Genomic DNA, 21892 nt, shown 5'->3' on the forward strand with positions numbered 1-21892 from the left:
CCCTCGCACAGCCGGTTGGGCTGTGGTGTTCTGCTAGCCCCGCTCCTCCGGGCGCTCCGCCGCGGCGAGGGCCTCAGCGTCGGCGACGTATCCGTCTATGTGGCGCTCGTCGACACCGTTGTAGGCCGACAGTGGGCGGATGAGCGCGTTCGACGCCGTCTGCTCCATGATGTGCGCGGTCCAGCCAGTCACGCGCGAGGCGATGAACAGCGGCGTGAACGTGAGGGTGTCGAACCCGATGAGGTTGTACGCGGGGCCCGACGGGTAGTCGAGGTTCGGGTAGATGCCCTTTCGCGACACGAACTCCCCCTCGAGCGCGTCGTAGAGTGCAGCGACGTCAGGCCGGTCGTAGTGCTCAACGAGCGTGTCGAGCGCGGCCTTCATCGTCGGCACACGCGAGTCGCCACGCTTGTAGACCCTGTGCCCAAAGCCCATGATCTTTCGCTTCTCGGCGAGCGCCTCGTCGAGCCAAGCGGTGACCTTCTCGGCCTCGCCGATCTCGTCGAAGATATGCATCACTGCCTCGTTTGCGCCGCCGTGGAGCGGCCCCTTCAACGCTCCGATCGCGCCGACGACCGCCGAGTAGAGGTCAGACAGCGTCGAGGTAATGACGCGCGCAGTGAAGGTTGAGGCGTTGAACGAGTGCTCGGCGTACAGGGTCATCGAGCGGTTGAACGCATCGACGACGACCTCGTCAGCCTCCTCTCCGAAGGTCATCCATAGGAAGTTCGCCGCGTAGTCGAGGTCGTCGCGTGGCTCCACGAGTTCCTCACCCCGTCGGCGCCGCTGGCCGTAGGCGACGATCGCGGGCAGCGCAGCGTAGAGCCTCACGCTCCTGGCCAGGTTCTCTTCGGGGCTGCCTGCAGCGTCAAGCACAGATCCTGACCCCGACACGTCGGATGCGCCGATGACGCTGACCGCCGTACGCACCTCGTCCATCGGGTGCGCCGCAAGCGGCAGCAGATCGATCGCTGCCTTGACGTTGGCGGCGAGCGCTCGGTGCTTGCGCTCCTCCGCCCGCAACTCGGCAAGCTGAGCATCGCTCGGCAGCTCGCCGTTCCAGAGCAGGTACGCGACGGCTTCAAATGGCTGCGTAGCCGCGAGCTCCTGCACGGGATAGCCCCGATACAGCAGGCTATTGCTCTCTGGGTTGACCTTCGAAATCGCCGTGAAATCGGCGACGACCCCGGCGAGGCCCTTCTGAATCTGTGCTGCCTGGTTCTCAGTCACGGTAAGCTCCTTCGCTTGTGCTGCTGCGGGCGGTGAGAGCGCGGCTAGCGCTCCACCTCGAAATTGAACACGCTGGTGTCGAAGTGGTTGTACCCCTCGTAGTCAACCAGGTCGTAGAGGTCAGCGCGATGCTGCATCTCATCGAGCTTGGACTTCAGCGAGCCCTCCTCGATGATCGTGTCGAGCGCGCGGCCCGTCGCCCCCATCGAGATGCGGAGCATCGACACTGGCCAAATCACGATGTTCATGCCGACGTCGGCGAGCTGCTGCGTTGTGAATAGCTCGCTCTTGCCGAACTCAGTCATGTTCGCGAGCAGCGGCACGTCGACCGCGCTGCGGATCGCTTCGAACTCCTCGAGCGTGCGCATCGCCTCGGGGAAGATCGCGTCGGCGCCGGCGTCAACGAGCGCCTTCGCGCGATCCTTCGCGAGCTCGAGGCCGTGCGGGCCGTCGGCGGTCGCGCGAATGTCGGTGCGCGCCATGATGAGGAAGTTCTCGTCGCGCCTCGCGTCGCGCGCCGCGCGGATGCGTTTGGTCGCGGTGCCCTCGTCAACGACTGCCTTGCCATCGAGATGGCCGCAGCGCTTCGGGTTGATCTGATCCTCGATGTGCGCGCCTGCGAGGCCCGCGTTCTCGAGCTCCTGGATCGTGCGGGCGACGTTCATCGGCTCGCCGAAGCCGGTGTCTGCGTCGATGATCGCCGGCAGATCCGTCATCCGCGCGATCTGCTCGCCGCGGCCGGCGACCTCGGTGAGCGTCGTGAGGCCAATGTCGGGCAGGCCAAGATCAGCGGCGAGCACTGCGCCCGAGATGTAGACACCCTCGAACCCCTTCTGCTCGATCATGCGGGCTGACAGCGGGTTGAACGCGCCTGGAAAGCGCAGCAGCTCCCCCGTAGCGAGCCGCTCGCGGAACAACCGGCGCTTCTCGGCCGGCGGTGTCTTGGAGTACAGCATTAGAAGAGTCCCTTCGGGGCGGAGGTGAGGTCGATGACGCCTGCCTTCGCAACGATGTTCAGCTCGCGCACCTCGTCGGCCGAGAGCTCGGGCAGGCGCTGCACGAGATCGAGGAATCGCTCGATCTCGGCGGGCTCGAGCACAGGCTCGGCCAGCAGACGGAACTTCGCGATGTAGTTGTCGCGGGCGAACGGTCGCGCACCGAGCGGGTGCGCGTCTGCGACAGCGATCTCGTCGACAATCTTTGTGCCGTCGGCGAGCTCGATCTCGACGCGGCCGCCGAACGCCTTCTCGTCGGGATCCTCGGAGTGGTAGCGGCGCGTCCACTCGGCGTCCTCGGCCGTAGTGATCTTGTTCCACAGCTCGACGGTGTCGGCGCGGTGTGCGCGCTCCGGGGTGTACGAGTCAACGTGGTGCCAGCCGCCATCCTGCAGCGCGACCGCGAAGATGTACGGGATCGAGTGGTCGAGTGTTTCACGTGAAGCATTCGGGTCGTACTTCTGCGGGTCGTTCGCGCCCGAGCCGATGACGTAGTGCGTGTGGTGGCTCGTGTGCAGCACGACGCTCTTCACGTTCGCGACGTCGAGCAGCTCCGGGTGCTCGCCGTGCAGCTTGCGGGCGAGGTCGATCCAGGCCTGCGCTTGGTACTCGGCCGAGTGCTCCTTTGTATAGCTGTCGAGGATCGCCCGCTTCGGCTCACCCTTCGCAGGCAGCGGCACGGCGTACTTCGCGTCGGGGCCGTCCAGCATCCAGGCGATAACACCGTCCTCGCCTTCGTAGATCGGGCTCGGCGAGGTCTGACCGCGCATCGCGCGATCCACCGCCTCAACCGCCATCTTGCCGGCGAACGCGGGAGCGTGCGCCTTCCAGGTCGAAATCTCGCCCTTGCGCGACTGACGCGTCGCGGTGGTCGTGTGCAGGCCCTGGGCTACAGCCTGGTAAATCGTCTCGGTGTCGAGGCCGAGCAGCGTGCCGATGCCGGCGGCGGCCGACGGGCCGATGTGCGCGACGTGGTCGATCTTATGCTTGTGCAGGCAGATCGCGCGCACGAGGTCCATCTGGATCTCGTAGCCGGTTGCGATCGCACGAACGAGCGCTCGTCCGTCCTTGCCAACGTGCTGCGCGACAGCGAGGATCGGCGGGATATTGTCGCCTGGGTGCGAGTACTCGGCCGCGAGGAACGTGTCGTGGTAGTCGAGCTCGCGCACTGCAACGCCATTCGCCCAGGCCGCCCACTCGGGGCTCGTGCGCTCGGCGTCAAGGCCGAACACCGAGGCCCCCTTGCCGCCTGTGGAGACAGGGTGGCTGAGCGCCTGCGCACGGGAGGCGACGATGGGGCCGCGCGTGAGCGAAGCTGCGGCGACCGAGGCGTTGTCGATGATGCGGTTGATGATCATGTCGAGCACGTCGGCGTCGACCTCGACGGGGTCGACGGCGACCTCGGCGATCTTCCAAGCGAGCTGGTCTTCACGCTCAAGCGTCTCTTCGCTCTTGTATACGCGAACGTTGTGAATGACAGTCATAGTGTTGTCCCTTCAGACGGTGATGCTGTGCTGTGGATGTCGCCACTCACACCAGAGGTACCGAGCGACGCAAGAATCGCGGCGAGCGCGTTATGCAGGTGAACGTGTGTGGCGTGGGCCGCGAGCTCGCCGTCGCCGGCTGCGATTGCCCGGGCGATAAGCGTGTGCTCGGCGACCGAGGCTTGAAGTCTCGCGCGGTTGTCGCGTGCGAGCCGTCGGGCGCGGGCGAGGTGCGTGCGGATCGTGCGGAGCGCACTCGTGAAGTACTGGTTGTCGACGGCCTCGTCGAGCGCGGCATCGAAGCGGGCGATGAGCTCATAATAGGAATCAGCCGCCACTTCCCCGCTCTCGGGGTGGGCCGCCGCAAACGCATCGGCGAGCTCGCCAAACACAGCAGGATCACCCTTCGCGGCCGCAATCCTCGCGGTGTTCTCCTCAAGCGCGCGCCTGACCTCGAACAGTGCCCGGATGTCATCGGCTTCAAAGTCGGAGACGACAGTAACGCGCGGCGAGAGCTGGGCGGCGAGCCCATTCGAGATGAGCCTGCCAATAGCCTCGCGGGCCGGCGTACGGCTCACGCCGAGGCGGGCCGCCTGCTCAACCTCACCGAGAACGGTCCCGGGCGCGAGCGCACCGCGCTGGATCTCCTCAAGGAGGGTCGCATACGCCCGATCGCTAGCTCGCACGACTCACCTCCGGTCACGACGCTTCAGTGCCGCCATCAGCTAGCGTATACACTCACGGGAGAAAAGGCGACCCCTGGTTCTCTTTAGTTCCAAGAATGCATACATTCTTGGCGCGTTGGTTATTGATTGGCAACGGCCCAGCAGCAGCTATCGCTACGGATTGACGTAGTTCAGGCGCCCAAACTACGCCAATCCACAGAGAGCGCGGCGGGGAATGAAGTGTTCGGCCGGGTCAGCCGACGAGGCCATTGTCCTTGAGCCAGCCGGCGGCAATCTTCGCGGCCGGTGCCTGGTCCTGTGCGGACTTCGCCCCGAGCTGCTGCAGGTCCTCTGCAGTCAGCGCCGCGGAGACCTTATCAATGATGGCCGCAGCGTCTGCGTCCACCTTGTCGGAGACCACGGGCACCACGTGCGACGCGAGGAACAGCCCCTCCGGATCAGCGAGCACCACGAGGTCGCCGTCCGCGAAAACAGGGTCGGCCGAGTAGAGATCAACAATCTGCACCTGGCCGTCGCGCAGCGCCTTCACTGTGAGCGGCCCGCCCGAATCTTCAATGGGGGTGAAGGACACATCGACACCGTAGACGTCCTTGAGTCCTGTCGGACCGTAGGGGCGCTTCTCGAGTTCGGAGTTTCCGCCAAGGGTGAGATTCTCAACGCCAGCGAGGTCACCGATCTCGGTGAGATCGTGCTGCTTCGCAAACTCACTCGTCACGACATACGAATCCTGGTCGGAGGCCTCGGACTGTGCGAGCAGCCGCAGCCCGTCCGGCAGCGCAGTCTCGAGGGCGCTGTATACCTCGTCGGCCGAAGTCGCCGTCGCGTCGGCGTCGAGATACTGCAAGAGGTTGCCCGTGTACTCGGGGAACACGTCGATGGACCCGGCCTCGATCTCGGGCATGTAGACCTCGCGCTGACCGATGCGCAGCTGGCGGTCAACCGTGAACCCGCCGTCTTCGAGTGCTTGCGCGTAGAGTTCGGCGACGATCTCGTTGGAGTAGTAGTCCTGCGAGCCGACGACGAGCGTCTGGTTTGCGCCGCCGTCGCTCCCGGAGCCCCCGGCCCCCTCCCCCTCGTCGAGCGGGTCGGCTGCCGCGCACGCGGAAAGCAGTGTCACCCCCGCGAGTGCGAGCGCGGCGAGCGCTCCGATCCGTCGTGGTGTGCGTGATGGTGTGTGCATCTTCGTCTCCCAATCAGGTTGTTGCAGTTGCGGTGGTGAACTTCGTGGCGGGTCAGTCTGTCAGGTGTTGCGCGAGTCGGTCGGCCGTTTCAGGGCCGTTGGGCGAGCTCCCAGCTGCGCTTTCCATGGCGGTGCCTCGCGCTGTCAGACGTGCGGCTGCGGCGCGCTGCAACGTGGCGAGCAGGATCTCGAGGATGAGCGCGAGCGCGATGACGAGGAGCGCGGCGCCGAGCATCTGCCCGTAGTCGCGGGTCTTCAGGCCGGTGAAGAGGTACCTGCCAAGACCGACGTCAGCCGTGTACGCGGCGAGCGTCGCCGTCGCGACGACCTGTAGCACCGCCGCACGTACTCCGCCAATAATGACAGGCAGTGCCAGCGGCACCTCGACCTGCCAAATCACCTGCGCGGGCCGCATCCCGATTGCACGTGCGGCTTGGGATGTCTCACGTGGAACCGCCTGCACGCCAGAGTAGGCTCCCGCAAGCAGCGATGGGATCGCGAGTACAACGAGCGCAATGAGCGGCGCCGAGAGTCCGATCCCAAACCACAGCGCGCACACCGTGAGCACGCCGAGCGTCGGCAGCGCCCTGGCGGCCCCCGTGACCGCGCCGATCGCGCCGACGCCGCGTCGAGTATGGCCAATGAGCACCCCAGTTGGAAGCGCGATGAGTGCCGCGATCCCGACGGCGAATACGGACACCCAGAGGTGTTCGCCGATGCGGGCCGGGATGCCGCTGGCGCCCACCCAGTTCGCACCGTCGGCGAGCCAGGCGAACGCGTCCGCGAAGAGGTTCATGCCGCCACCTTCCGCCATGGCGTGAGCACGCGGCCGAGCAGCAAGAGTAGCCCGTCAAGGACGAGCGCGAGCACGATCGTCGCGACAATGCCCGTCAGCACCTCGCCGAATATCCCGCGCTGGAACCCGTCGGTGAGGAGCGTCCCCAGACTCGAGACGCCGATCAACGCCCCAACAGTGACGAGGCTGATCGTCGACACCGCGACAACCCGCACCCCTGCGAGGATGACCGGAAGCGCGAGCGGCAGGTCGACACGCCAGAAAACCGAGATGCGCGAGAACCCGATCGCGAGCGAGGCGTCACGCACTGTCGTGTCGACCGATGCAAAGCCGTCAGCTGCGCTCCGGACAAGCAGTGCGACGCCATAGAGGGTGAGGGCGATGATCATGTTCGCGTCAGATCGCAGGGGAACCCCGACAAGCGCTGGGATGATGATCAGCAGTGGCAAGGCCGGAATCGCGTACAGCAGCGTCGCGACGCTCGAGAGCGCCCCACCGAACTTGCCGTACCTAAACGCGAGCCGCCCGATCGGGATCGCGATGAGGGTCGCGAGCAGGATCGCTGGGAGGCTCAGCTGCAGGTGGGCCCAGGCGAGGTCAATCACCTGCGGCCAGTTCTGCATGAGCCACTTCACTGCTCGATCACTCCGAGTGGTCTCCCGGCCGTGTCAAACACGATCCGCTTGCCATCGATCTCTCTAGTGGTGAGTTTGCGTGCCTCGGGTTGCCCGTCTGGGGTCTCCGTTCCGATGAAGTTGCGTACGAAATCGTCCGCGGGGCTCGCGAGAATATCTGCCGGTGTACCGCACTGGGCGACCTCGCCACCAGCGCGCAGCACAACGACCTCATCCCCGAGCCTGAAGGCTTCATCGATGTCGTGGGTCACGAACAGAATCGTTTTGCCGAGCTCGCGCTGCAGTCTGCCGAGCTCAGCCTGTAGCTCGCGCCGCACGATCGGGTCGACCGCCCCAAACGGCTCGTCCATCAGCAAGATGTTTGGATCGGGCACGAGGGCGCGAGCGACTCCGACGCGCTGCTGCTGCCCGCCCGAGAGCTGCGCCGGAAAACGTCGCCCGAGGTCGGCGCTCAAGCCGACACGTTCGAGCATCTCGTTCGCGAGAGCGCGAGCTTTTGCCTTCGGGGTGCCGTTCAAGACAGCGACTGTCGCCACATTGTCGAGCACCGAGCGGTGCGGAAGCAGCCCGCCCTGCTGCAACACGTAGCCGATCGAGCGCCGCAGTCTGACAGGGTCTGTCGCCGAGACGTCTTGGTCATCGATCCACACAGTTCCGCTCGTCGGGTCGACCATGCGGTTCACCATGCGCAGCAGCGTGGTTTTGCCGCTTCCTGAGGAGCCGACAAACACCGTCGTCTGGTGCGACGGAATTGTCAGCGAGAACTCCCCGACCGCCCGCGTGCCGTCGGGATACGTCTTGGTGACAGCATCGAATCGAATCATCCGCTACCACCCCCAAGGTTCGTCGGGTGCTGATGCACCCCGGTTGGAACTGTGCCCAAACCTAGCACCCGCCCCCGACAAACCGAGCTGAAAATCAGGTAAAAGCTACTTCGGTCCCATGCGAAGGGCGCCGTCCATGCGGATGGTCTCGCCGTTCAGGTAGTCGTGTTCGGCAATCATCACGACAAGCTGCGCGAACTCGTCAGGCCGGGCGAGCCGCGCCGGGAACGGGACCGAAGCCGACAGTGAGGCGTTGACTTCCGGGCCAAGGGCTTCGAGCAGAGGCGTCGCCACGATGCCCGGAGCGATCGTGTTCACGCGAATGCCGTTGCGGGCAAGGTCGCGCGCGGCAGTGATGCCCATGCCGACAACTGCGCCCTTCGAAGCAGCGTACGCAATCTGCCCGATCTGTCCCTCGTACGCCGCGACCGATGCCGTGTTCACGATGAGGCCACGCTGGCCAGACTCGTCAACCGCGTCCTGCTCAGCCATGATCTCGGCCGCGAGGCGCAGCACGTTGAAGGTGCCAGTGACATTGATATCAAGCGTGCGCTTGAACGTCTCGAGATCGTGCACACCCTTCGACGAAAGGATACGCTTCGCCGGCGCAATGCCCGCGCAGTTCACGACGAGGCGGATCGGAGGCTCGCCAGCGTGCAGCTTCAGCGCTGCAGCGACATCCTCCTCGCTCGTCACGTCGGCAGCGACGTAGCGAACTCCAGGCGCGGGCTCCCCCGCCTTTTCAATCGAAGCCGCGAGATCGAGGCCGACGACGGTTGCTCCTCGACTTGCGAGGAGCGCGGCAGTCGCCGCCCCCAACCCCGATGCCGCACCGGTAATGACTGCGGTAGTTTCTTCAAGCTGCATAGTGCTTCCTCGTCTCTCGGCCGCCATGGCCGTCACGATCGGCGCGCTCCACAATTCACTTCGGAGCGGCACAGGTGTTCACGCTGTACAGCCGATCCTAGGCGCATCGGTAGCGCCACCGTGCACAGTCTCGCGGCTGAGCACTAGTCAAGCAGCAGCGCAGGCTCCTCGAGCACCGAGGCGACGTCGGCGACAAAACGAGAAATCACGTCGCCGTCAACAACGCGGTGGTCGAACGATCCGCCGACTGTCGTCACCATCCGTGGCCGCACCTGGCCGTCGACAACCCAAGGCTTTTCCTTGATTGTGCCCATCGCCATGATTGCGACCTCGCCAGGGTTCAAGATTGGCGTGCCGAAATCCATCCCAAATACGCCGATGTTCGTCAGGGTGATAGTGCCCTGTTGCATCTCCTCGGGCTTCGTGCGACCCTCGCGCGCAGTGATTGTGAGCTGCTCGATGGCCTGGGCGAGCTCCCGCAAGCTGAGCTCCTGGGCCTCCTTGATGTTCGGCACGATGAGCCCGCGCGGGGTCGCAGCGGCGATACCGAGGTTCACGAAGTGGTGGCGGATGATTTCGGTCTCGGTGAAAGTCGAGTTGATTTCGGGGTTTCGGCGAATCGCCCACAGCATCGCCTTCGCGAAGATGAGAAGCGGCGACACCTTAATTCCGGCGAAGTCTGTCGAGGTCTTCAGACGCCGCACAAACTCCATCGTGCGCGTCGCGTCGACGTCGGTGAAGACGCCAACGTGGGGCGCCTCGAACGCGCTCGTCACCATTGCCTTCGCGATCTGCTTGCGCATGCCCTTGAGCGGGATCCGCTCCTCGCGAACGGCAGGCACCTCAGGCGTTGAAAGGTTGCGGAACAGGCTCGCCTGCGACCCATGGCGCACCACGTCGTCGCGGAGGATCTCGCCACCAATTCCCGTGCCTGAGACCTCAGTGAGGTCGACGCCGAGATCCTTCGCGAGCTTCCGGATCGGGGGCTTCGCGATCACCGGCGACGCCGCGGCGACTGGAATCGGAGGCGTCGACAGCAGCGGCTCGCCCCCACTCCGGCGTCGCGAACGGACCTTGCCGGCGGTGCCATACCCCACCAGCACCGCACCGCCCTCATCGTCGGCGGCTGCGCCAGGTTCGGCGGGCTTCGCCGACGCGCCTGACGGGGCCGGAGCAGCCGGCGTCGCGGGAGCAGCCTCGGCGGGCTTCGCCGGCGCGTCCGCACCGGGATCCTGATCCGCTGCGCCTTCGGCCCGCACGCGCATGATCGGCTGACCGACCGGGACAGTCTCCCCCACCTCGGCGAGGAGCTCCGTGACGACGCCCGTGAACGGCGACGGCAACTCGACGAGCGACTTGGCGGTCTCGATCTCACAGATCACCTGATTGAGCACGACCGTGTCGCCAGGCGCGACCTGCCAGGTGACAATCTCTGCCTCGGTGAGGCCTTCACCGACATCGGGAAGGGGGAACGTCATGTCGCTCATCGAAGGCTCCTTTGGGTTGCTTCGTGGTCAGTAATTGTGTTCGTCCCGACGTGCGGGCAGGGGTGCGGCCGCGGTGGACCGTCAGTAGTGCATCGTGCGGTCGACTGCTTCGAGGATACGGTCTGCGTCGGGCAGGAACATTCCCTCGAGCCTGGCAGGCGGGAACGGCACGTCGTAGCCCGAGACGCGCAGCACGGGCGCCTGGAGCGAGTAGAACGCGTGCTCGGCCACGTGCGCGGCGAGTTCGCTGCCCAAGCTGACGTTGCCCGAAGCCTCCTGCGCGACGACGAGGCGCCCCGTCTTTCGCACTGACTCGAGTAGCGGCGCGTAGTCGACTGGCGAGATGCTGCGGAGGTCGACGACCTCGATGCTCGTGCCCTCGGCACGCGCGACCTCGGCGGCCTCAAGCGCGGCGGTGACCATTGCGCCGAACGCGACGATCGTGCAGTCGGTTCCCTCACGGGCGACCCGGCTGTCGTGCAACTGCGCGGTCGGAGCGGTCGGATCGACCTCACCCTTCATCCAGTACTTTGCCTTCGGCTCGAAGAACAGCACTGGATCCTGCGACTGGATCGCCTGCTGGATCATCCAGTAGGCGTCGTTTGGCGTTGAGGGAGCGACGACTCGCAGGCCCGGGGTGTGCGCGAAGTACGCTTCGGGGCTCTCCTGGTGGTGCTCGACGGCGCCGATGTGCCCGCCGTACGGGACGCGGATGACGATCGGCATCGGCACCTTGCCGTCGTGCCGGTTCGTGATCTTCGCGAGCTGCGTGACGATCTGATTGAACGCGGGGAAGATGAAGCCTTCGAACTGGATCTCGATGACCGGACGGTAGCCGCGCATCGCAAGCCCGATGGCGTTGCCGACGATGCCTGCCTCCGCGAGCGGGGTGTCGAGCACGCGCGCCGATCCAAAATCGGCCTGAAGCTTGTCGGTGACACGGAAGACGCCGCCCAGGGGGCCGATGTCCTCGCCCATGAGCAAGACCTTCTCGTCGGCGGCCATCGCGGCCCGCAAGCCCTCGTTGATGGCTCGCGCGATCGGCAGCTCCGTGCGCTCGGTGAGCGTCTGGACGCTGGGCGCCGTGGATGTTGCTACTGCACCGGTCATGCTGAAATCTCCTCGCCGGCCTCGAATGAAGATTCGTAGCGTTCGAGCCAGGCACGCTGCTCTTCGATGCGCGGGTGCGCCTCGGTGTACACGTTCGCGAACATCGAGTCGGCGTCAGGCGGCGGCAACTGCAGGATCGCGTCGCGCACGCGCTTCGCCTCTCGATCGGCGACCTCGGCCACCTCGGCAAAGAATGCGTCGTCGACTCCCTGCTCACGCAGGTAAGCCTCCATGCGCGCGACCGGGTCGCGATCTCGCCACTCCTCGAGTTCCGACTTCTCACGGTAGCGCGTCGGGTCGTCACTCGTCGTGTGTGCCCCGATCCGGTAGGTCAGTGCCTCGATGTAGCCCGGGCCTGCCCCCTCGCGCGCGAGGCGCATGAACCTGCGGCCGACGGCGTACGCGGCGAGCGGGTCGTTGCCGTCGATCTGCACGGCGCGGATGCCGAAACCGAGTGCGCGGCGGTACAGCGGGGTACGGCTCTGCCGCTCGAACGGCACCGAGATCGCCCAGCCGTTGTTTTGGACAACGAAGACCGCCGGGGTCTGGTAGCTCGCCGCGAAGATCATAGCTTCGTTCGCGTCGCCCTGGCTCGATGTGCCATCGCCGTAGAACGCCATTGTCGCTTCGCCTGTCGCGATGCCCCGCTCGCCAGCGTCCATCGCCGCAGTGCCGACCCGGAGCTTCGCGTCGAGCAGCTGCCCAAGTGCGTATCCGCTCGCGTGCTGCGCCTGCGCGGCAAGCACGAGAGTGTACAGGTGGAAGTTGCCGTTCGCGGGATCCGTGACATCCCACCCGCCGTGCGTGAAGCCACGGAACAGTTTCAGCAGTTCAACAAAGCTCACGCCGCGCACCTTCGCGACGGTGTGCTCGCGGTATGCGGGGAAGATGTGATCCTGCGGCTCGGTGGCGTGCGCGAGGCCGACCTGGCAGCCCTCTTGCCCGATGCTTGGAACCCACAGGGCGAGCTGCCCTTGGCGCTGCAGGTGGGTCGCCTCCGTGTCGAACGCACGGGTTTCGACCATGTCGCGGTACCACTGCTTGAAATCTTCGATACCAACGCCGTCAAGCTCCGCTGCGTAGTCTGCTGCGGAGCTTGACGGGGAGTACCGACCTTCGGCGTCTAGGAAGCGAATCGGCTCTGGATCCACCATGTTAACGGCGAGCTTTGGGGTCTGGCTCATAGTGCTCAAGTGTAGTGAGAGGGGTCATTCCGACTGGGATATATCAACGTCGGCGCTAGTGGCCGACGCACAGCGATTGCTGCAAGAATTGGTGCATGCGGTCAATCATGCGAGTACTTGTCAGCACGTTCGCGCTGTGGCTCACGACGCTCATCGTCGGCGGGTCGGGCCCGCGCGGGTTCTGGATCGAGCCGATCAATGACGACCCGTACTCCCCCATCATCACGATGCTCCTCGTCGCGCTCGTGTTCGGCCTCGTGAACGGCACGCTCGGCAAGGTCGTGCGCATCGTGTCGATTCCGCTCTACATCATCACGCTCGGCCTGTTCGGCCTCATCGTGAACGGAATTCTCATCTCGGTCATCGCATGGCTCTCCGGTCTCGCCGGTTTCGGGCTGCACGTCGATGGCTTCTGGTGGGGTGTACTCGGCGCGATCGTGATGTCGGTGCTCGCGAGCATCATGAACGGTCTGCTCGGCACGAATCGTAAGCGCAAGCGCTAACGACCGCCCCGCTGATGACACGGGGTCATCGGCGACACCTCGAGGCCCGCGATTGAACGTCGCGCGGCGCTGTTCGGCGCGCCCTCCGACACGGAGTCACACGAAACCGCGCGAAGTTTTCCACACCGTATCCACAACCACTCCACAACCTATCCACCGACTTATCAACAGGGTGTTGAACAGCTCGAACCCTTATTACACAACGATAATTACACCGCTGTCATTCGATCTGTGCATAGTTATCCACATTCGCGATCCCGTGAAATGTGCACAGTTGCCCTCATGGGAGAATGGTCGGGTACGTTCACCCGCAACTCACACAACGGAGAACCCATGACCAGCCTGCCCCCGCAGCCCATCAGCCCCCTCGACGGACGCTATCGGAAGGCGGTCGAAGGGCTTGGCGACACCCTCTCCGAGGCCGGGCTGAACAAGGCTCGCGTACACGTCGAGGTCGAATGGCTCGCCTACCTGACCACGCACTCGCTACTCGGTGGGACACCGATGGGCGACGCGCAGCTCGCAGCATTGCGCGAGTGGGCGCAGAACTTCGGCCAGGCCGAGATCGACGAGCTGGCCGAGACCGAGAAGACCACCCAGCACGACGTGAAGGCCGTGGAGTATCTCGTCCGAGCACGTCTCGAGGCGCAGGGACTCGGTCACCTCGCAGAGCTCACCCACGTGTGCTGCACGAGTGAAGACATCAACAACCTCTCGTACGCGCTTACCGTCAAGCAGGCTGTCGCAGACGTGTGGCGCCCGAAGTTCGTCGCAGTCATCGACGAACTCGAGCGCCAGGCTCAGAACTACAAAGACCTCGCGATGATGAGCCGCACGCATGGCCAGCCTGCGACCCCCACCACGCTTGGCAAGGAGCTTGCGGTCTTCGTACACAGGCTCCGCCGCCAGCTGCGCCAGATCGATCAGATCGAGTACCTCGGGAAATTCTCGGGCGCGACGGGCACGTTCGCAGCGCACCTCGCTGCAGACCCGAGTGCTGACTGGGAAACGATCTCCCGCGAGTTCGTCGAGGGGCTCGGCCTGACCTGGAACCCACTCACGACCCAGATCGAGTCGCACGACTGGCAGGCCGAGCTCTACTCGCGCATGGCGCACGCCAACCGCATCCTGCACAACCTTGCGACAGACGTGTGGAGCTACATCTCGATCGGTTACTTCCGCCAGACCCCCGTCGCGGGCGCGACGGGCTCCTCGACGATGCCGCACAAGGTCAATCCGATCCGGTTCGAGAACGCCGAGGCCAACCTGGAGCTCTCCAACGCGCTGCTCGACTCGCTCGCAGAGACGCTCGTCACGAGCCGCTGGCAGCGCGACCTCACCGATTCGTCGGCGCAGCGCAACATTGGCGTCGCGTTCGGGCATTCGGTGCTCGCACTCGACAACATCCTCAAGGGGCTCGGACAGATCGACGCGGCCCCCGAGGTACTTGCGGCGGATCTCGACGCGAACTGGGAGGTACTCGGCGAGGCGATTCAGACAGTGATCCGCGCGGAGGTGACCGCCGGCCGCTCCACGATCAGCGACCCGTACGCCGCGCTCAAGGATCTCACACGGGGCCGCCGCATCGGCCAGGCCGAGCTCGTCGAGTTCGTTCAGGGCCTCGAAATCGGAGACGAGGCGAAGCAGCGGCTGCTCGCGCTCACGCCCGCAGGCTACGTCGGCAGCGCGGCACAACTTCTCAGCTACCTCTGACGCGGTGAGGCTTGCCGGTGCCCCGGCTCTGCGCCAGGGTTGAAGTATGAGTCAGCAGGCACGCTTTGAACGCGAACGCACGATGTACCGGTTTACCGCACGCGAAGTCACGGTACAGGCCATCTCGCGGCCAGTACCGGCGATCGCTCGCGTGACGCTCGCCGGGCCCGACCTGTATGACTTCGAGTCGACGGGGCCCGGCGACCACGCGAAGATCTTCTTCCCGCACCCCTTCACGGGAGAACTCGTCGCACCCGTCGCGGCTGGCCCCGGCGAGGACGGTATCGTCCGGCCCGACGGCCAGACGTTCGGCCGCGACTTCACGCCGCTCAACGTTCGGGATGAAGCCGGAGGGCGCGTCTTCGACCTTGACTTCTTCCTGCACGACGACCCCGGACCGGCATCCGCGTGGGCGGAGCGCGCAGCGGTCGGAGACCGCATCGTCGTCGTCGGGCCACGCGGCACCCAGAGCGTTCCGACGGGCATCGCGTCGCTGCTCTGCCTCGTTGATCCGACTGCGCTGCCCGCAACCGTACGCTGGATCAACGCGCTGCCCGAGGACACCGAGGTCGAGGTGATCGCCGACATCGACTACGACGCCCTCGACTGGGTAGAGGAGTACCTCCGCGAGGGAACCGGACGCGAAATCCTCGTGCGCGAGCCGCTCGGTGGCCTCGATCAGGCCCTGCTCGACAGCGAGATCACGGACGAGACCTTCGTGTTCGCCGCCGGTGATGCGAACCGCCTCATCCCGCTCCGGCGCGTGATCCGCGACGAGCTCGGGCTCCCCCGCGCGCAGTACCAGATCAGCGGCTATTGGCGGCGTGGTGAGGCGAACTTCGACCATCACGGGCCGATCGACCCGAGCGATCCGGAGTCGATCGAGGACTAGCCGCTCCCGCGCAGACAGAGGCCCGGGGTGTCCGCAGACGCGGACGCCCCGGGCCAATTTCTGCTCAGCGTGTGGCCTAGTGCCAGTCGCCCTCGGGCTTCTTCAGGTCCTTGCGGGCCTCGAGGTCTTCGTCGCTGGGCTTGCCGCCGAGGCCGAGCAGGGCCACGAACAGCAGCGACACGATGAACGCGATGGCTGTAAAGATGAGGGCGAGCACGATGGAGCGCGACGCCATGAGGACGATAAGACCCGCGAACACCGCGAGCACTCCCGAGAAGCCCAGTAGTTCGAGGGGCTTGAGGCGATCACGACGCGACGGGTTCATCGGTTCCTGGGGCGTGTGGTCTGAGGGGTTAGTCATCGGTCGCTTTCTACGATTCGGCTAGGACATTGGCGGCGTGCAGATCCGCCTAGGCATTGACAGTCGACCCCTGGTTCAGCGGGTCGGCGTCGGCTGCGGTTCGCGTGTCGAACGACGCGATCCCGAGGAAGACTCCGGCAATGATTGCGTACGCGCCGAAGAACCCAATCACGGCGACAAGGTCTCCCCGCGCAAGCAGCACGGTCACGGCGAGCAGAATGCCTGCCGCCCCAACGAGCGCAGCATCCTGCCGCGTTCCCGGCTGCACGACCATGGCGACAAACTCGAGCAGGGCAGTCACCAGTGCCCAGGCCGCAATCACGACAGCGAACGCGAGCTCGGTGCTGAGCACTGTGAGAAAGACCGCCGCGGCAACCGAGATAGTCCCGAGCGCGACCGCGATGGCGCCGCCGCCGCGCGCGCGACGCTGAAGCGCCTCGACAATGTGCACGATCCCGATCGCGACAAGGGCCGCGACAACGACCGCGAGGTCAAAGGCGAATCGTTCGTGGAAAGTCGCGCTGAAAGTAACGACGAGACCAACGGTAAGCAAGAGCACAGCTCGAAGGACGCGTACCCATTTCGGTGGGAGGAGTGCCGTGCCTGACGGTCGCGATACGGTGCCTTCGGCGATTGACATTGTGCTCCCTCCCTGCCTCGTGGATTGTATCTTGTCTCGCTGCGAAAGATCGTGGGAGCGAGCTCGCTACATTCCCTGGGGCATGTCCTGGAAGCGCGAGTAGTGGCCCTGGAAGGCAACGGTGACAGTGCCGGTGGGCCCGTTACGCTGCTTCGCCAGAATGAAGTCAGCCTCGCCAGCGCGCGGATGGTCGCGGTCGCTTGCTGCCTCACGGTGAAGCAGGATCACCATGTCGGCGTCTTGCTCGAGCGAGCCCGACTCGCGAAGGTCGCTGATCGCGGGCATCTTGTCGGCACGCTGCTCAGACGCACGGTTGAGCTGGGACAGCGCGATGACCGGGACGTCAAGCTCTTTCGAGAGCAGCTTCAGCGCACGCGAGAACTCGCTGACCTCCTGCTGTCGGCTCTCAACTTTCTTACCGCTTGACAGCAGCTGCAGGTAGTCAATGACGACCATCTTGAGGCCGTGCTGCTGCTTCAGCCGTCGGCACTTCGCACGGATCTCAACGAGCGTGAGGTTCGGGCTGTCGTCAATGTACAGCGGCGACTCTGAGATGCGCGCCTGCGTGGCCGCGAGCTTTTGGAAGTCGCGGCTGTCGAGGGCGCCCTTACGCAGGGTCTGCATCGGGATGGAAGCTTCGGCCGCGAGCAAACGCATCGCGATCTCGGCGCGACCCATCTCGAGCGAGAAGAAGACCGTCGGAGCCAGGGCGTGCACGGAGGCGTGGCGGGCCACGTCGAGCGCAAGCGTTGACTTACCCATCGCGGGTCGCGCGGCGATGATGATCATCTGGCCGCCGGCAAAACCATTCGTCATCGCATCGAGCTCGCTGAAGCCGGTTGGCACTCCGAGCATGCCGTCTGGCTGCGAGGTCGCCTTGTGGATCTCCTCCATCGCGGCATCCACTGCGAGCGAGAGCGGCACGTAGTCTTCGCTCTGCGACTCACCCGTGACGCCATAGATCTCTGACTGGGCGACATTCACCAGGTCGAGAGCTTCACCCTCGCCCGCGTATCCCATCTGCACGATGCGGGTACCGGCCTCGACGAGGCGGCGAAGGAGCGCTTTCTCGCCGACGATATCCGCATAGAAACCCGCGTTGGCGGCGGTCGGAACGATGCTCGTCAGTGTGTGGAGGTACTCGGCGCCACCCGCCCGCTGCAGATCGCCAGACTTTGAAAGCGCGTCGGTGACGGTGATAACGTCGGTCGGCTCGCCCTGGGAGTAGAGCGACAGCACCGACTCGTAGATAACTTCGTGCTTTGGCACGTAGAAGTCTGAGCCGCGCAGCACACCAGTGACGTCAGCCACAGCGTCCTTGGACAGCAGCATGCCACCGATCGCGCTCTGCTCCGCGAGCAGGTCGTATGGCGGGGTGCGCTCGTAATCGCCGCCGCGCTGTTCTTCGTCAGGCGACGCGATACCCAGGTGTGCGATGGACAAGCTGTATTGCTCCTTCGGTGAGGCCTAACCTCGTTACCTTCTGATGACATACCAGACCTCAGACATTCACCGTAGGTGCAGTGTTCGTATGGCTCAAATGCGCGGGTTGTCCACCTGTGGATAACTATGTGGAGAAGCGACGAAGAATCGCCAGAACTTGTCCACACGAATGGGGATAACTTGTGGACAGATTCTCGACTTTTCTCGAAACCCGCCGTCTGATCTGGGGTTTATTGTTTCCACACAATCAAAGTTATTCAACCTTAAAGTACAACTTGAATGTTGCCTGAACTCCGGGCGTGTGGACAACTCTGCCCGCCAATTGGGAAGGTGCAGCGTGCTGCAGCTGTGGACCGCAACGCGCGCTGTTCACGAAGCGTTCATCGGCGCCAACGCGCGCCACAAGGCCCGTTCAGCGGCCCAGAAGAGGCCCGCTAAGGCTGACCACCAGAAACGCCGCCAGAAGGCGTACAGGGCGCCGTGTACGGACCTCGGCATCTGGGGAACTCACCTCACACAACAAAGCGGGGCCGGTTCCAAAATGGAACCGGCCCCGCTTGTGAGCGTGAAAACGCTTAGCGCTGCGTGATGACCTGGAGGGTCACCTCTGCGTCGACACCCTCGTGAAGGTGGATCGTCGCCTTGTACTCACCGGTCGACTTGATCGACGGAAGCGAGATCTTGCGCTTGTCGACCTCGCCAATGCCAGCCTCTGACACGGCAGCTGCAACTGCAGCCGGCTTGATTGCGCCGAAGAGTCGCCCGCCAACCCCAGCCTTGGAGTGGAGACGGATCTTGCCAGCCTCGAGCGAAGCCTTAAGTGCCTGCGCGTCCTCAACCGAAGCGAGAGCGCGTGCCTCGCGAGCAGCCTGCAGCTGTGCAACCTGAGCCGCGCCACCGCGGGTCCAGTGCACTGCGTAGCCCTGCGGTACGAGGTAGTTGCGAGCGTAGCCAGTCTTGACGTCTACGACGTCACCGGCAGAACCGAGGCCACGGACCTCGTGCGTGAGAATTACTTTCGCCATGATGCTCTCTCCTTAGCGGCCGGAACCGGCGTAGGGGAGGAGAGCCATCTCGCGGGCATTCTTCACTGCCTTCGCGATCAAACGCTGCTCCTGAACGGATACGCCGGTGATGCGGCGGGCGCGGATCTTTCCACGCTCTGAAATGAACTTGCGAAGCGTCTGGACGTCCTTGTAATCAATGACGCCAACGGTCTGCTTCTTTGCGGGTGCTGCCGCCTTCGCGTTCTTGCCGCGAGCCGGCTTGCGGCTTGCACCGCTTGACTTGCCTGCCATGTTGGTCTCTTTTCGTAATGCGTCCCGGTACGCGCCCGGAACAAAATTGCTGTCTTAGAAGGGCTGCTCGTCGTCGAACCCGCCACCGAAATCGGAGGAGTTGTTCGACGCGGATCCGCCCTGGCCCGAATTGGTCCAGGGGTTATCCTGCTGCTGCTGGGGCTGTGCCCAGCCCGACTGACCCTGGGGCTGACCGCCACCAGCGCCACCGAAGCCGCCAACCTGCCCACGCGCAGCGCCTCGCGTCACCTGTGCGGTGGCGAAGCGGAGCGACGGCCCAACCTCTTCGACCTCAAGGTCGAGTGAGGTGCGCTGCTGGCCCTGGTTGTCGGTGTAGCTGCGCTGGGTCAGGCGACCCTGCACAATGACTCGCATGCCCTTCGTGAGCGAAGCCGCAATATTGTCGGCGTACTCACCGTAAGCGCGGCAGCCAAGCCACAGCGCTTCGCCGTCCGACCAGTCGCCGGACTGGCGATCGCGCACGCGCGGGGTCGAGGCGATACGGAAGGTCACCCACGACTTGCCGGCCTGACTCACGCGAGGCTCGGGATCGGCAACAAGGTTGCCGACGACAGTGATCAGCGGCTCTCCGGCCATGAGTTATGCACTCGCCTTCGCAGCAGCGCGAGCTGCCTTAGCCTGGTCACGCTTCGACTGAGCTGCACGCTGAGCGATGAGCTCGTCTGCGCGGAGCACCTTCGTGCGGAGAACAGCCTCAGAGATACCGAGCTGACGATCGAGCTCAGCGGTAGCCTCGGGGGTCGCGGTGAAGTTCACCACAACGTAGATGCCCTCGGCCTGCTTGTTGATCTCGTATGCCAGGCGACGCTTGCCCCAGATGTCGACGTTCTCGATCTCGCCATTCGCATTCGTAATGACGGAGAGGAACTTCTCCATGCTGGGAGCCACGGTGCGCTCGTCGATACCGGGATCGAGGATCACCATGAGTTCGTAAGGATGCATTACTGACCCACCTCCTTCGGACTTCACGGCCACAGGATTTCTGTGACAGGAGGGTGTTTTTGCATCGTGCCTGAGCCCCAAACCGAATGTTCGGCGCACAGACAACCTAAGAAGCCTACCATCTTCAGCCCTAAAGTGGAGCCATGCGGATCGCTCTCATCTCGATGCACACGTCTCCATCGGAAATTCCCGGCTCTGGTGACGCTGGTGGGATGAACGTTGTCGTCGCAGAAGCCGCCCGTGCCCTCGGGGCGCGGGGGCACGAGGTCGTCGTCGCGACCCGAGCGACAGAGGCGCTTGCTGCCGGGGAGTATCGGCTCTTGAGCGATGAGTCTCACGGCGCACCTGTGGCGCTCGTCGCCCTCACAGCGGGCCCGCCACAGCTGTCGAAGGCCGAGATGCCGGGCGTGACATCTGAGTTCGCGGTCGAGCTCCGCCGCCTGGGCAGCTTCGATGCCGTGCACGCGCACTACTGGCTCAGCGGTATCGCCGCGCGTGAAGCCTGGGCGGCGGGCGGAACAGGAATTGCCGTGACGTTCCACACGATTGCCGCGCAAAAGAACGCCAACCTAGCCGCCGGCGATTCACCGGAGCCGGAAGCGCGCCTCGCGGGGGAGCGGCTACTCGCGGAAACGAGCTTCGTCATCGCCGGTAGCCAAAGCGAGCTCAGTGGGGTGACCGACTGGTACGGGGCGCCACGCGCCGGCGGTTCGGTCGTGCACCCCGGCGTCGATACTCGGCTCTTCAGCCCGCGAGCGCAGGGCGCAGTGGGTCGGGCAAGCGCGAGGTTCGAACCGCTCCGAGGAGATCGCACGCTGGGCGTTGAGCCGCACCGCATCACAGTGCTTGGCAGAATCCAGCCGCTCAAAGGCCAAGATCTCGCTGTTCGGGCTGCGGGGGAGCTGGCGAGGCGCGATCCTGAACTCTTCGCCCATACCGAGTGGGTGATTGCGGGCGAGCCCACACCGGGCGCAGAAGGCTACGCGGCGGATCTGCGCGTGCTCGCCGAGCGAGAAGGAGTTCTGGATCGCTTCAGGTTCCTCCCCGCCCAGTCTCGGGCAGACGCCGCGGGATTGCTTGCCTCGAGCACACTCGTTCTCGTGCCCTCCCACTCGGAAACATTCGGGCTCACCGCGCTTGAGGCCGGCGCCTGCGGTGTACCGGTCGTCGCCGCCGGGCACACTGGCCTGGTTGAGGCAGTACCCCACGATGTTGCCGGGATCCATCTTGGCGACCGCGATCCAGCTACCTGGGCCGCTGCGATTGCCGCTCTGCTACACGACGACGCGCGCCGGTCCCGGCTCGGGGCAAGCGCGCGGGCTCACGCAGTCAGTCACGACTGGCGAGCGCACGCCGCGGCGCTTGAACGCTGCTACTCGCAGCTCGCGCGCTGACCCTCGCCCAACACTCCCAACGCTCCCAACGCTCCCAACGCTCCCAACGCTCCCAACGCTCCCAACGCTCCCAACGCTCCCAACGCTCCCAACGCTCCCAACGCTCCCAACGCTCCCAACGCTCCCAACGCTCCCAACGCTCCCAACGCTCCCAACGCTCCCAACGCTCCCAACGCTCCCAACGCTCCCAACGCTCCCAACGCTCCC

The 21892-nt window shown here is 64.9% G+C and carries 23 protein-coding genes; 4 read left to right on the forward strand and 19 right to left on the reverse strand.

Annotated features, from left to right (window positions below; all coding sequences use genetic code 11):
* Positions 1-33: 33 nt before the first annotated feature.
* From ACF07D_RS15340 to ACF07D_RS15395, 12 genes are all read right to left on the reverse strand, one after another.
* A complete protein-coding gene (locus ACF07D_RS15340; RefSeq protein ID WP_119285446.1) occupies positions 34-1230 on the reverse strand; it encodes a bifunctional 2-methylcitrate synthase/citrate synthase in 1197 nt (398 codons plus the stop codon).
* Positions 1231-1274: 44 nt separating this feature from the next.
* Positions 1275-2186 (reverse strand): methylisocitrate lyase, encoded by a 912-nt coding sequence (gene prpB / locus ACF07D_RS15345; RefSeq protein ID WP_391505494.1) that lies wholly within the window; start codon positions 2184-2186, stop codon positions 1275-1277.
* Positions 2186-3709, reverse strand: coding sequence for an MmgE/PrpD family protein (locus tag ACF07D_RS15350; protein WP_391505495.1), 1524 nt, complete (start codon positions 3707-3709; stop codon positions 2186-2188). Before ACF07D_RS15350 ends, prpB begins: the two co-directional genes overlap by 1 nt.
* Positions 3706-4395, reverse strand: a complete 690-nt coding sequence (locus ACF07D_RS15355) for a GntR family transcriptional regulator (RefSeq protein WP_119285443.1) — start codon at positions 4393-4395, stop codon at positions 3706-3708. Before ACF07D_RS15355 ends, ACF07D_RS15350 begins: the two co-directional genes overlap by 4 nt.
* A 232-nt stretch (positions 4396-4627) precedes the next feature.
* Positions 4628-5575, reverse strand: coding sequence for an ABC transporter substrate-binding protein (locus ACF07D_RS15360; protein WP_255808649.1), 948 nt, complete (start codon positions 5573-5575; stop codon positions 4628-4630).
* 52 nt (positions 5576-5627) lie between these two features.
* Positions 5628-6371 carry an ABC transporter permease gene (locus tag ACF07D_RS15365; protein WP_391505496.1) on the reverse strand — a complete coding sequence of 248 codons (744 nt, stop codon included), beginning with the start codon at positions 6369-6371 and terminating at the stop codon, positions 5628-5630.
* The gene (locus tag ACF07D_RS15370) at positions 6368-6994 is read right to left on the reverse strand and encodes an ABC transporter permease (protein WP_255808651.1); all 627 of its coding nucleotides are present in this window, start codon (positions 6992-6994) and stop codon (positions 6368-6370) included. The genes ACF07D_RS15365 and ACF07D_RS15370 overlap by 4 nt, the downstream gene beginning before the upstream one ends.
* Before the next feature lie 8 nt (positions 6995-7002).
* On the reverse strand, positions 7003-7830 hold the full coding sequence (locus ACF07D_RS15375) for an ABC transporter ATP-binding protein (protein WP_119285439.1): 828 nt from the start codon (positions 7828-7830) through the stop codon (positions 7003-7005).
* A 105-nt stretch (positions 7831-7935) separates the two neighbouring features.
* Positions 7936-8697: an SDR family NAD(P)-dependent oxidoreductase gene (locus ACF07D_RS15380; protein ID WP_119285438.1), complete on the reverse strand. Its 762-nt coding sequence runs from the start codon at positions 8695-8697 to the stop codon at positions 7936-7938.
* A gap of 143 nt (positions 8698-8840) precedes the next feature.
* On the reverse strand, positions 8841-10184 hold the full coding sequence (locus ACF07D_RS15385; protein WP_391505497.1) for a dihydrolipoamide acetyltransferase family protein: 1344 nt from the start codon (positions 10182-10184) through the stop codon (positions 8841-8843).
* Between the two features lie 81 nt (positions 10185-10265).
* Positions 10266-11294 (reverse strand): alpha-ketoacid dehydrogenase subunit beta, encoded by a 1029-nt coding sequence (locus ACF07D_RS15390; RefSeq protein ID WP_119285436.1) that lies wholly within the window; start codon positions 11292-11294, stop codon positions 10266-10268.
* Positions 11291-12478: a thiamine pyrophosphate-dependent enzyme gene (locus tag ACF07D_RS15395; protein WP_255808653.1), complete on the reverse strand. Its 1188-nt coding sequence runs from the start codon at positions 12476-12478 to the stop codon at positions 11291-11293. The genes ACF07D_RS15390 and ACF07D_RS15395 overlap by 4 nt, the downstream gene beginning before the upstream one ends.
* A gap of 95 nt (positions 12479-12573) precedes the next feature.
* Here ACF07D_RS15395 and ACF07D_RS15400 point away from each other — a divergent pair, with 95 nt between their 5' ends.
* The 3 genes from ACF07D_RS15400 (at position 12574) to ACF07D_RS15410 (ending at position 15586) form a co-directional block, all read left to right on the forward strand.
* On the forward strand, positions 12574-12981 hold the full coding sequence (locus ACF07D_RS15400) for a phage holin family protein (RefSeq protein ID WP_119285434.1): 408 nt from the start codon (positions 12574-12576) through the stop codon (positions 12979-12981).
* A gap of 333 nt (positions 12982-13314) precedes the next feature.
* Complete coding sequence (gene purB / locus ACF07D_RS15405; RefSeq protein ID WP_391505498.1) at positions 13315-14694, forward strand: adenylosuccinate lyase; 1380 nt, start codon at positions 13315-13317, stop codon at positions 14692-14694.
* Between the two features lie 46 nt (positions 14695-14740).
* Positions 14741-15586, forward strand: a complete 846-nt coding sequence (locus ACF07D_RS15410) for a siderophore-interacting protein (protein WP_391505499.1) — start codon at positions 14741-14743, stop codon at positions 15584-15586.
* Positions 15587-15662: 76 nt separating this feature from the next.
* Here ACF07D_RS15410 and ACF07D_RS15415 read toward each other — a convergent pair whose 3' ends face one another.
* The 7 genes from ACF07D_RS15415 to rpsF all read right to left on the reverse strand — a co-directional run bounded on the left by ACF07D_RS15415 (position 15663) and on the right by rpsF (position 20291).
* Positions 15663-15947, reverse strand: a complete 285-nt coding sequence (locus tag ACF07D_RS15415; RefSeq protein WP_119285431.1) for an ABC transporter ATP-binding protein — start codon at positions 15945-15947, stop codon at positions 15663-15665.
* 49 nt (positions 15948-15996) lie between these two features.
* Complete coding sequence (locus tag ACF07D_RS15420) at positions 15997-16587, reverse strand: hypothetical protein (RefSeq protein ID WP_162921438.1); 591 nt, start codon at positions 16585-16587, stop codon at positions 15997-15999.
* Positions 16588-16653: 66 nt separating this feature from the next.
* Entirely contained in the window at positions 16654-18030 is a 1377-nt protein-coding gene (gene dnaB, locus ACF07D_RS15425; protein ID WP_119285429.1) for a replicative DNA helicase, read from the reverse strand.
* Positions 18031-18605: 575 nt separating this feature from the next.
* Positions 18606-19055 carry a 50S ribosomal protein L9 gene (rplI, locus tag ACF07D_RS15430; protein ID WP_121074850.1) on the reverse strand — a complete coding sequence of 150 codons (450 nt, stop codon included), beginning with the start codon at positions 19053-19055 and terminating at the stop codon, positions 18606-18608.
* 12 nt (positions 19056-19067) lie between these two features.
* Positions 19068-19328, reverse strand: coding sequence for a 30S ribosomal protein S18 (gene rpsR / locus ACF07D_RS15435; protein WP_042545452.1), 261 nt, complete (start codon positions 19326-19328; stop codon positions 19068-19070).
* A gap of 54 nt (positions 19329-19382) precedes the next feature.
* Complete coding sequence (gene ssb / locus ACF07D_RS15440; RefSeq protein WP_119285426.1) at positions 19383-19925, reverse strand: single-stranded DNA-binding protein; 543 nt, start codon at positions 19923-19925, stop codon at positions 19383-19385.
* A gap of 3 nt (positions 19926-19928) precedes the next feature.
* Complete coding sequence (rpsF, locus tag ACF07D_RS15445; protein ID WP_119285425.1) at positions 19929-20291, reverse strand: 30S ribosomal protein S6; 363 nt, start codon at positions 20289-20291, stop codon at positions 19929-19931.
* Between the two features lie 143 nt (positions 20292-20434).
* Here rpsF and ACF07D_RS15450 point away from each other — a divergent pair, with 143 nt between their 5' ends.
* Positions 20435-21685, forward strand: a complete 1251-nt coding sequence (locus ACF07D_RS15450) for a glycosyltransferase (RefSeq protein WP_391505500.1) — start codon at positions 20435-20437, stop codon at positions 21683-21685.
* Positions 21686-21892: the final 207 nt, after the last annotated feature.

Origin of the sequence: Leucobacter sp. NPDC015123, assembly GCF_043080205.1 — a bacterium.
Lineage (GTDB): Bacteria > Actinomycetota > Actinomycetes > Actinomycetales > Microbacteriaceae > Leucobacter > Leucobacter aridicollis_A.

Bases quoted from the DNA above. Each gene is read 5' to 3' on its own strand.
- prpB (WP_391505494.1), bottom strand. From the start codon at position 2,186: ATGCTGTACTCCAAGACACCGCCGGCCGAGAAGCGCCGGTTGTTCCGC.
- ACF07D_RS15350 (WP_391505495.1), bottom strand. From the start codon at position 3,709: ATGACTGTCATTCACAACGTTCGCGTATACAAGAGCGAAGAGACGCTT.
- ACF07D_RS15360 (WP_255808649.1), bottom strand. From the start codon at position 5,575: ATGCACACACCATCACGCACACCACGACGGATCGGAGCGCTCGCCGCG.
- ACF07D_RS15365 (WP_391505496.1), bottom strand. From the start codon at position 6,371: ATGAACCTCTTCGCGGACGCGTTCGCCTGGCTCGCCGACGGTGCGAAC.
- ACF07D_RS15370 (WP_255808651.1), bottom strand. From the start codon at position 6,994: ATGCAGAACTGGCCGCAGGTGATTGACCTCGCCTGGGCCCACCTGCAG.
- ACF07D_RS15375 (WP_119285439.1), bottom strand. From the start codon at position 7,830: ATGATTCGATTCGATGCTGTCACCAAGACGTATCCCGACGGCACGCGG.
- ACF07D_RS15380 (WP_119285438.1), bottom strand. From the start codon at position 8,697: ATGCAGCTTGAAGAAACTACCGCAGTCATTACCGGTGCGGCATCGGGG.
- ACF07D_RS15385 (WP_391505497.1), bottom strand. From the start codon at position 10,184: ATGAGCGACATGACGTTCCCCCTTCCCGATGTCGGTGAAGGCCTCACC.
- ACF07D_RS15390 (WP_119285436.1), bottom strand. From the start codon at position 11,294: ATGACCGGTGCAGTAGCAACATCCACGGCGCCCAGCGTCCAGACGCTC.
- ACF07D_RS15395 (WP_255808653.1), bottom strand. From the start codon at position 12,478: ATGAGCCAGACCCCAAAGCTCGCCGTTAACATGGTGGATCCAGAGCCG.
- ACF07D_RS15400 (WP_119285434.1), top strand. From the start codon at position 12,574: ATGCGGTCAATCATGCGAGTACTTGTCAGCACGTTCGCGCTGTGGCTC.
- purB (WP_391505498.1), top strand. From the start codon at position 13,315: ATGACCAGCCTGCCCCCGCAGCCCATCAGCCCCCTCGACGGACGCTAT.
- ACF07D_RS15410 (WP_391505499.1), top strand. From the start codon at position 14,741: ATGAGTCAGCAGGCACGCTTTGAACGCGAACGCACGATGTACCGGTTT.
- ACF07D_RS15415 (WP_119285431.1), bottom strand. From the start codon at position 15,947: ATGACTAACCCCTCAGACCACACGCCCCAGGAACCGATGAACCCGTCG.
- ACF07D_RS15420 (WP_162921438.1), bottom strand. From the start codon at position 16,587: ATGTCAATCGCCGAAGGCACCGTATCGCGACCGTCAGGCACGGCACTC.
- rplI (WP_121074850.1), bottom strand. From the start codon at position 19,055: ATGGCGAAAGTAATTCTCACGCACGAGGTCCGTGGCCTCGGTTCTGCC.
- rpsR (WP_042545452.1), bottom strand. From the start codon at position 19,328: ATGGCAGGCAAGTCAAGCGGTGCAAGCCGCAAGCCGGCTCGCGGCAAG.
- ssb (WP_119285426.1), bottom strand. From the start codon at position 19,925: ATGGCCGGAGAGCCGCTGATCACTGTCGTCGGCAACCTTGTTGCCGAT.
- rpsF (WP_119285425.1), bottom strand. From the start codon at position 20,291: ATGCATCCTTACGAACTCATGGTGATCCTCGATCCCGGTATCGACGAG.
- ACF07D_RS15450 (WP_391505500.1), top strand. From the start codon at position 20,435: ATGCGGATCGCTCTCATCTCGATGCACACGTCTCCATCGGAAATTCCC.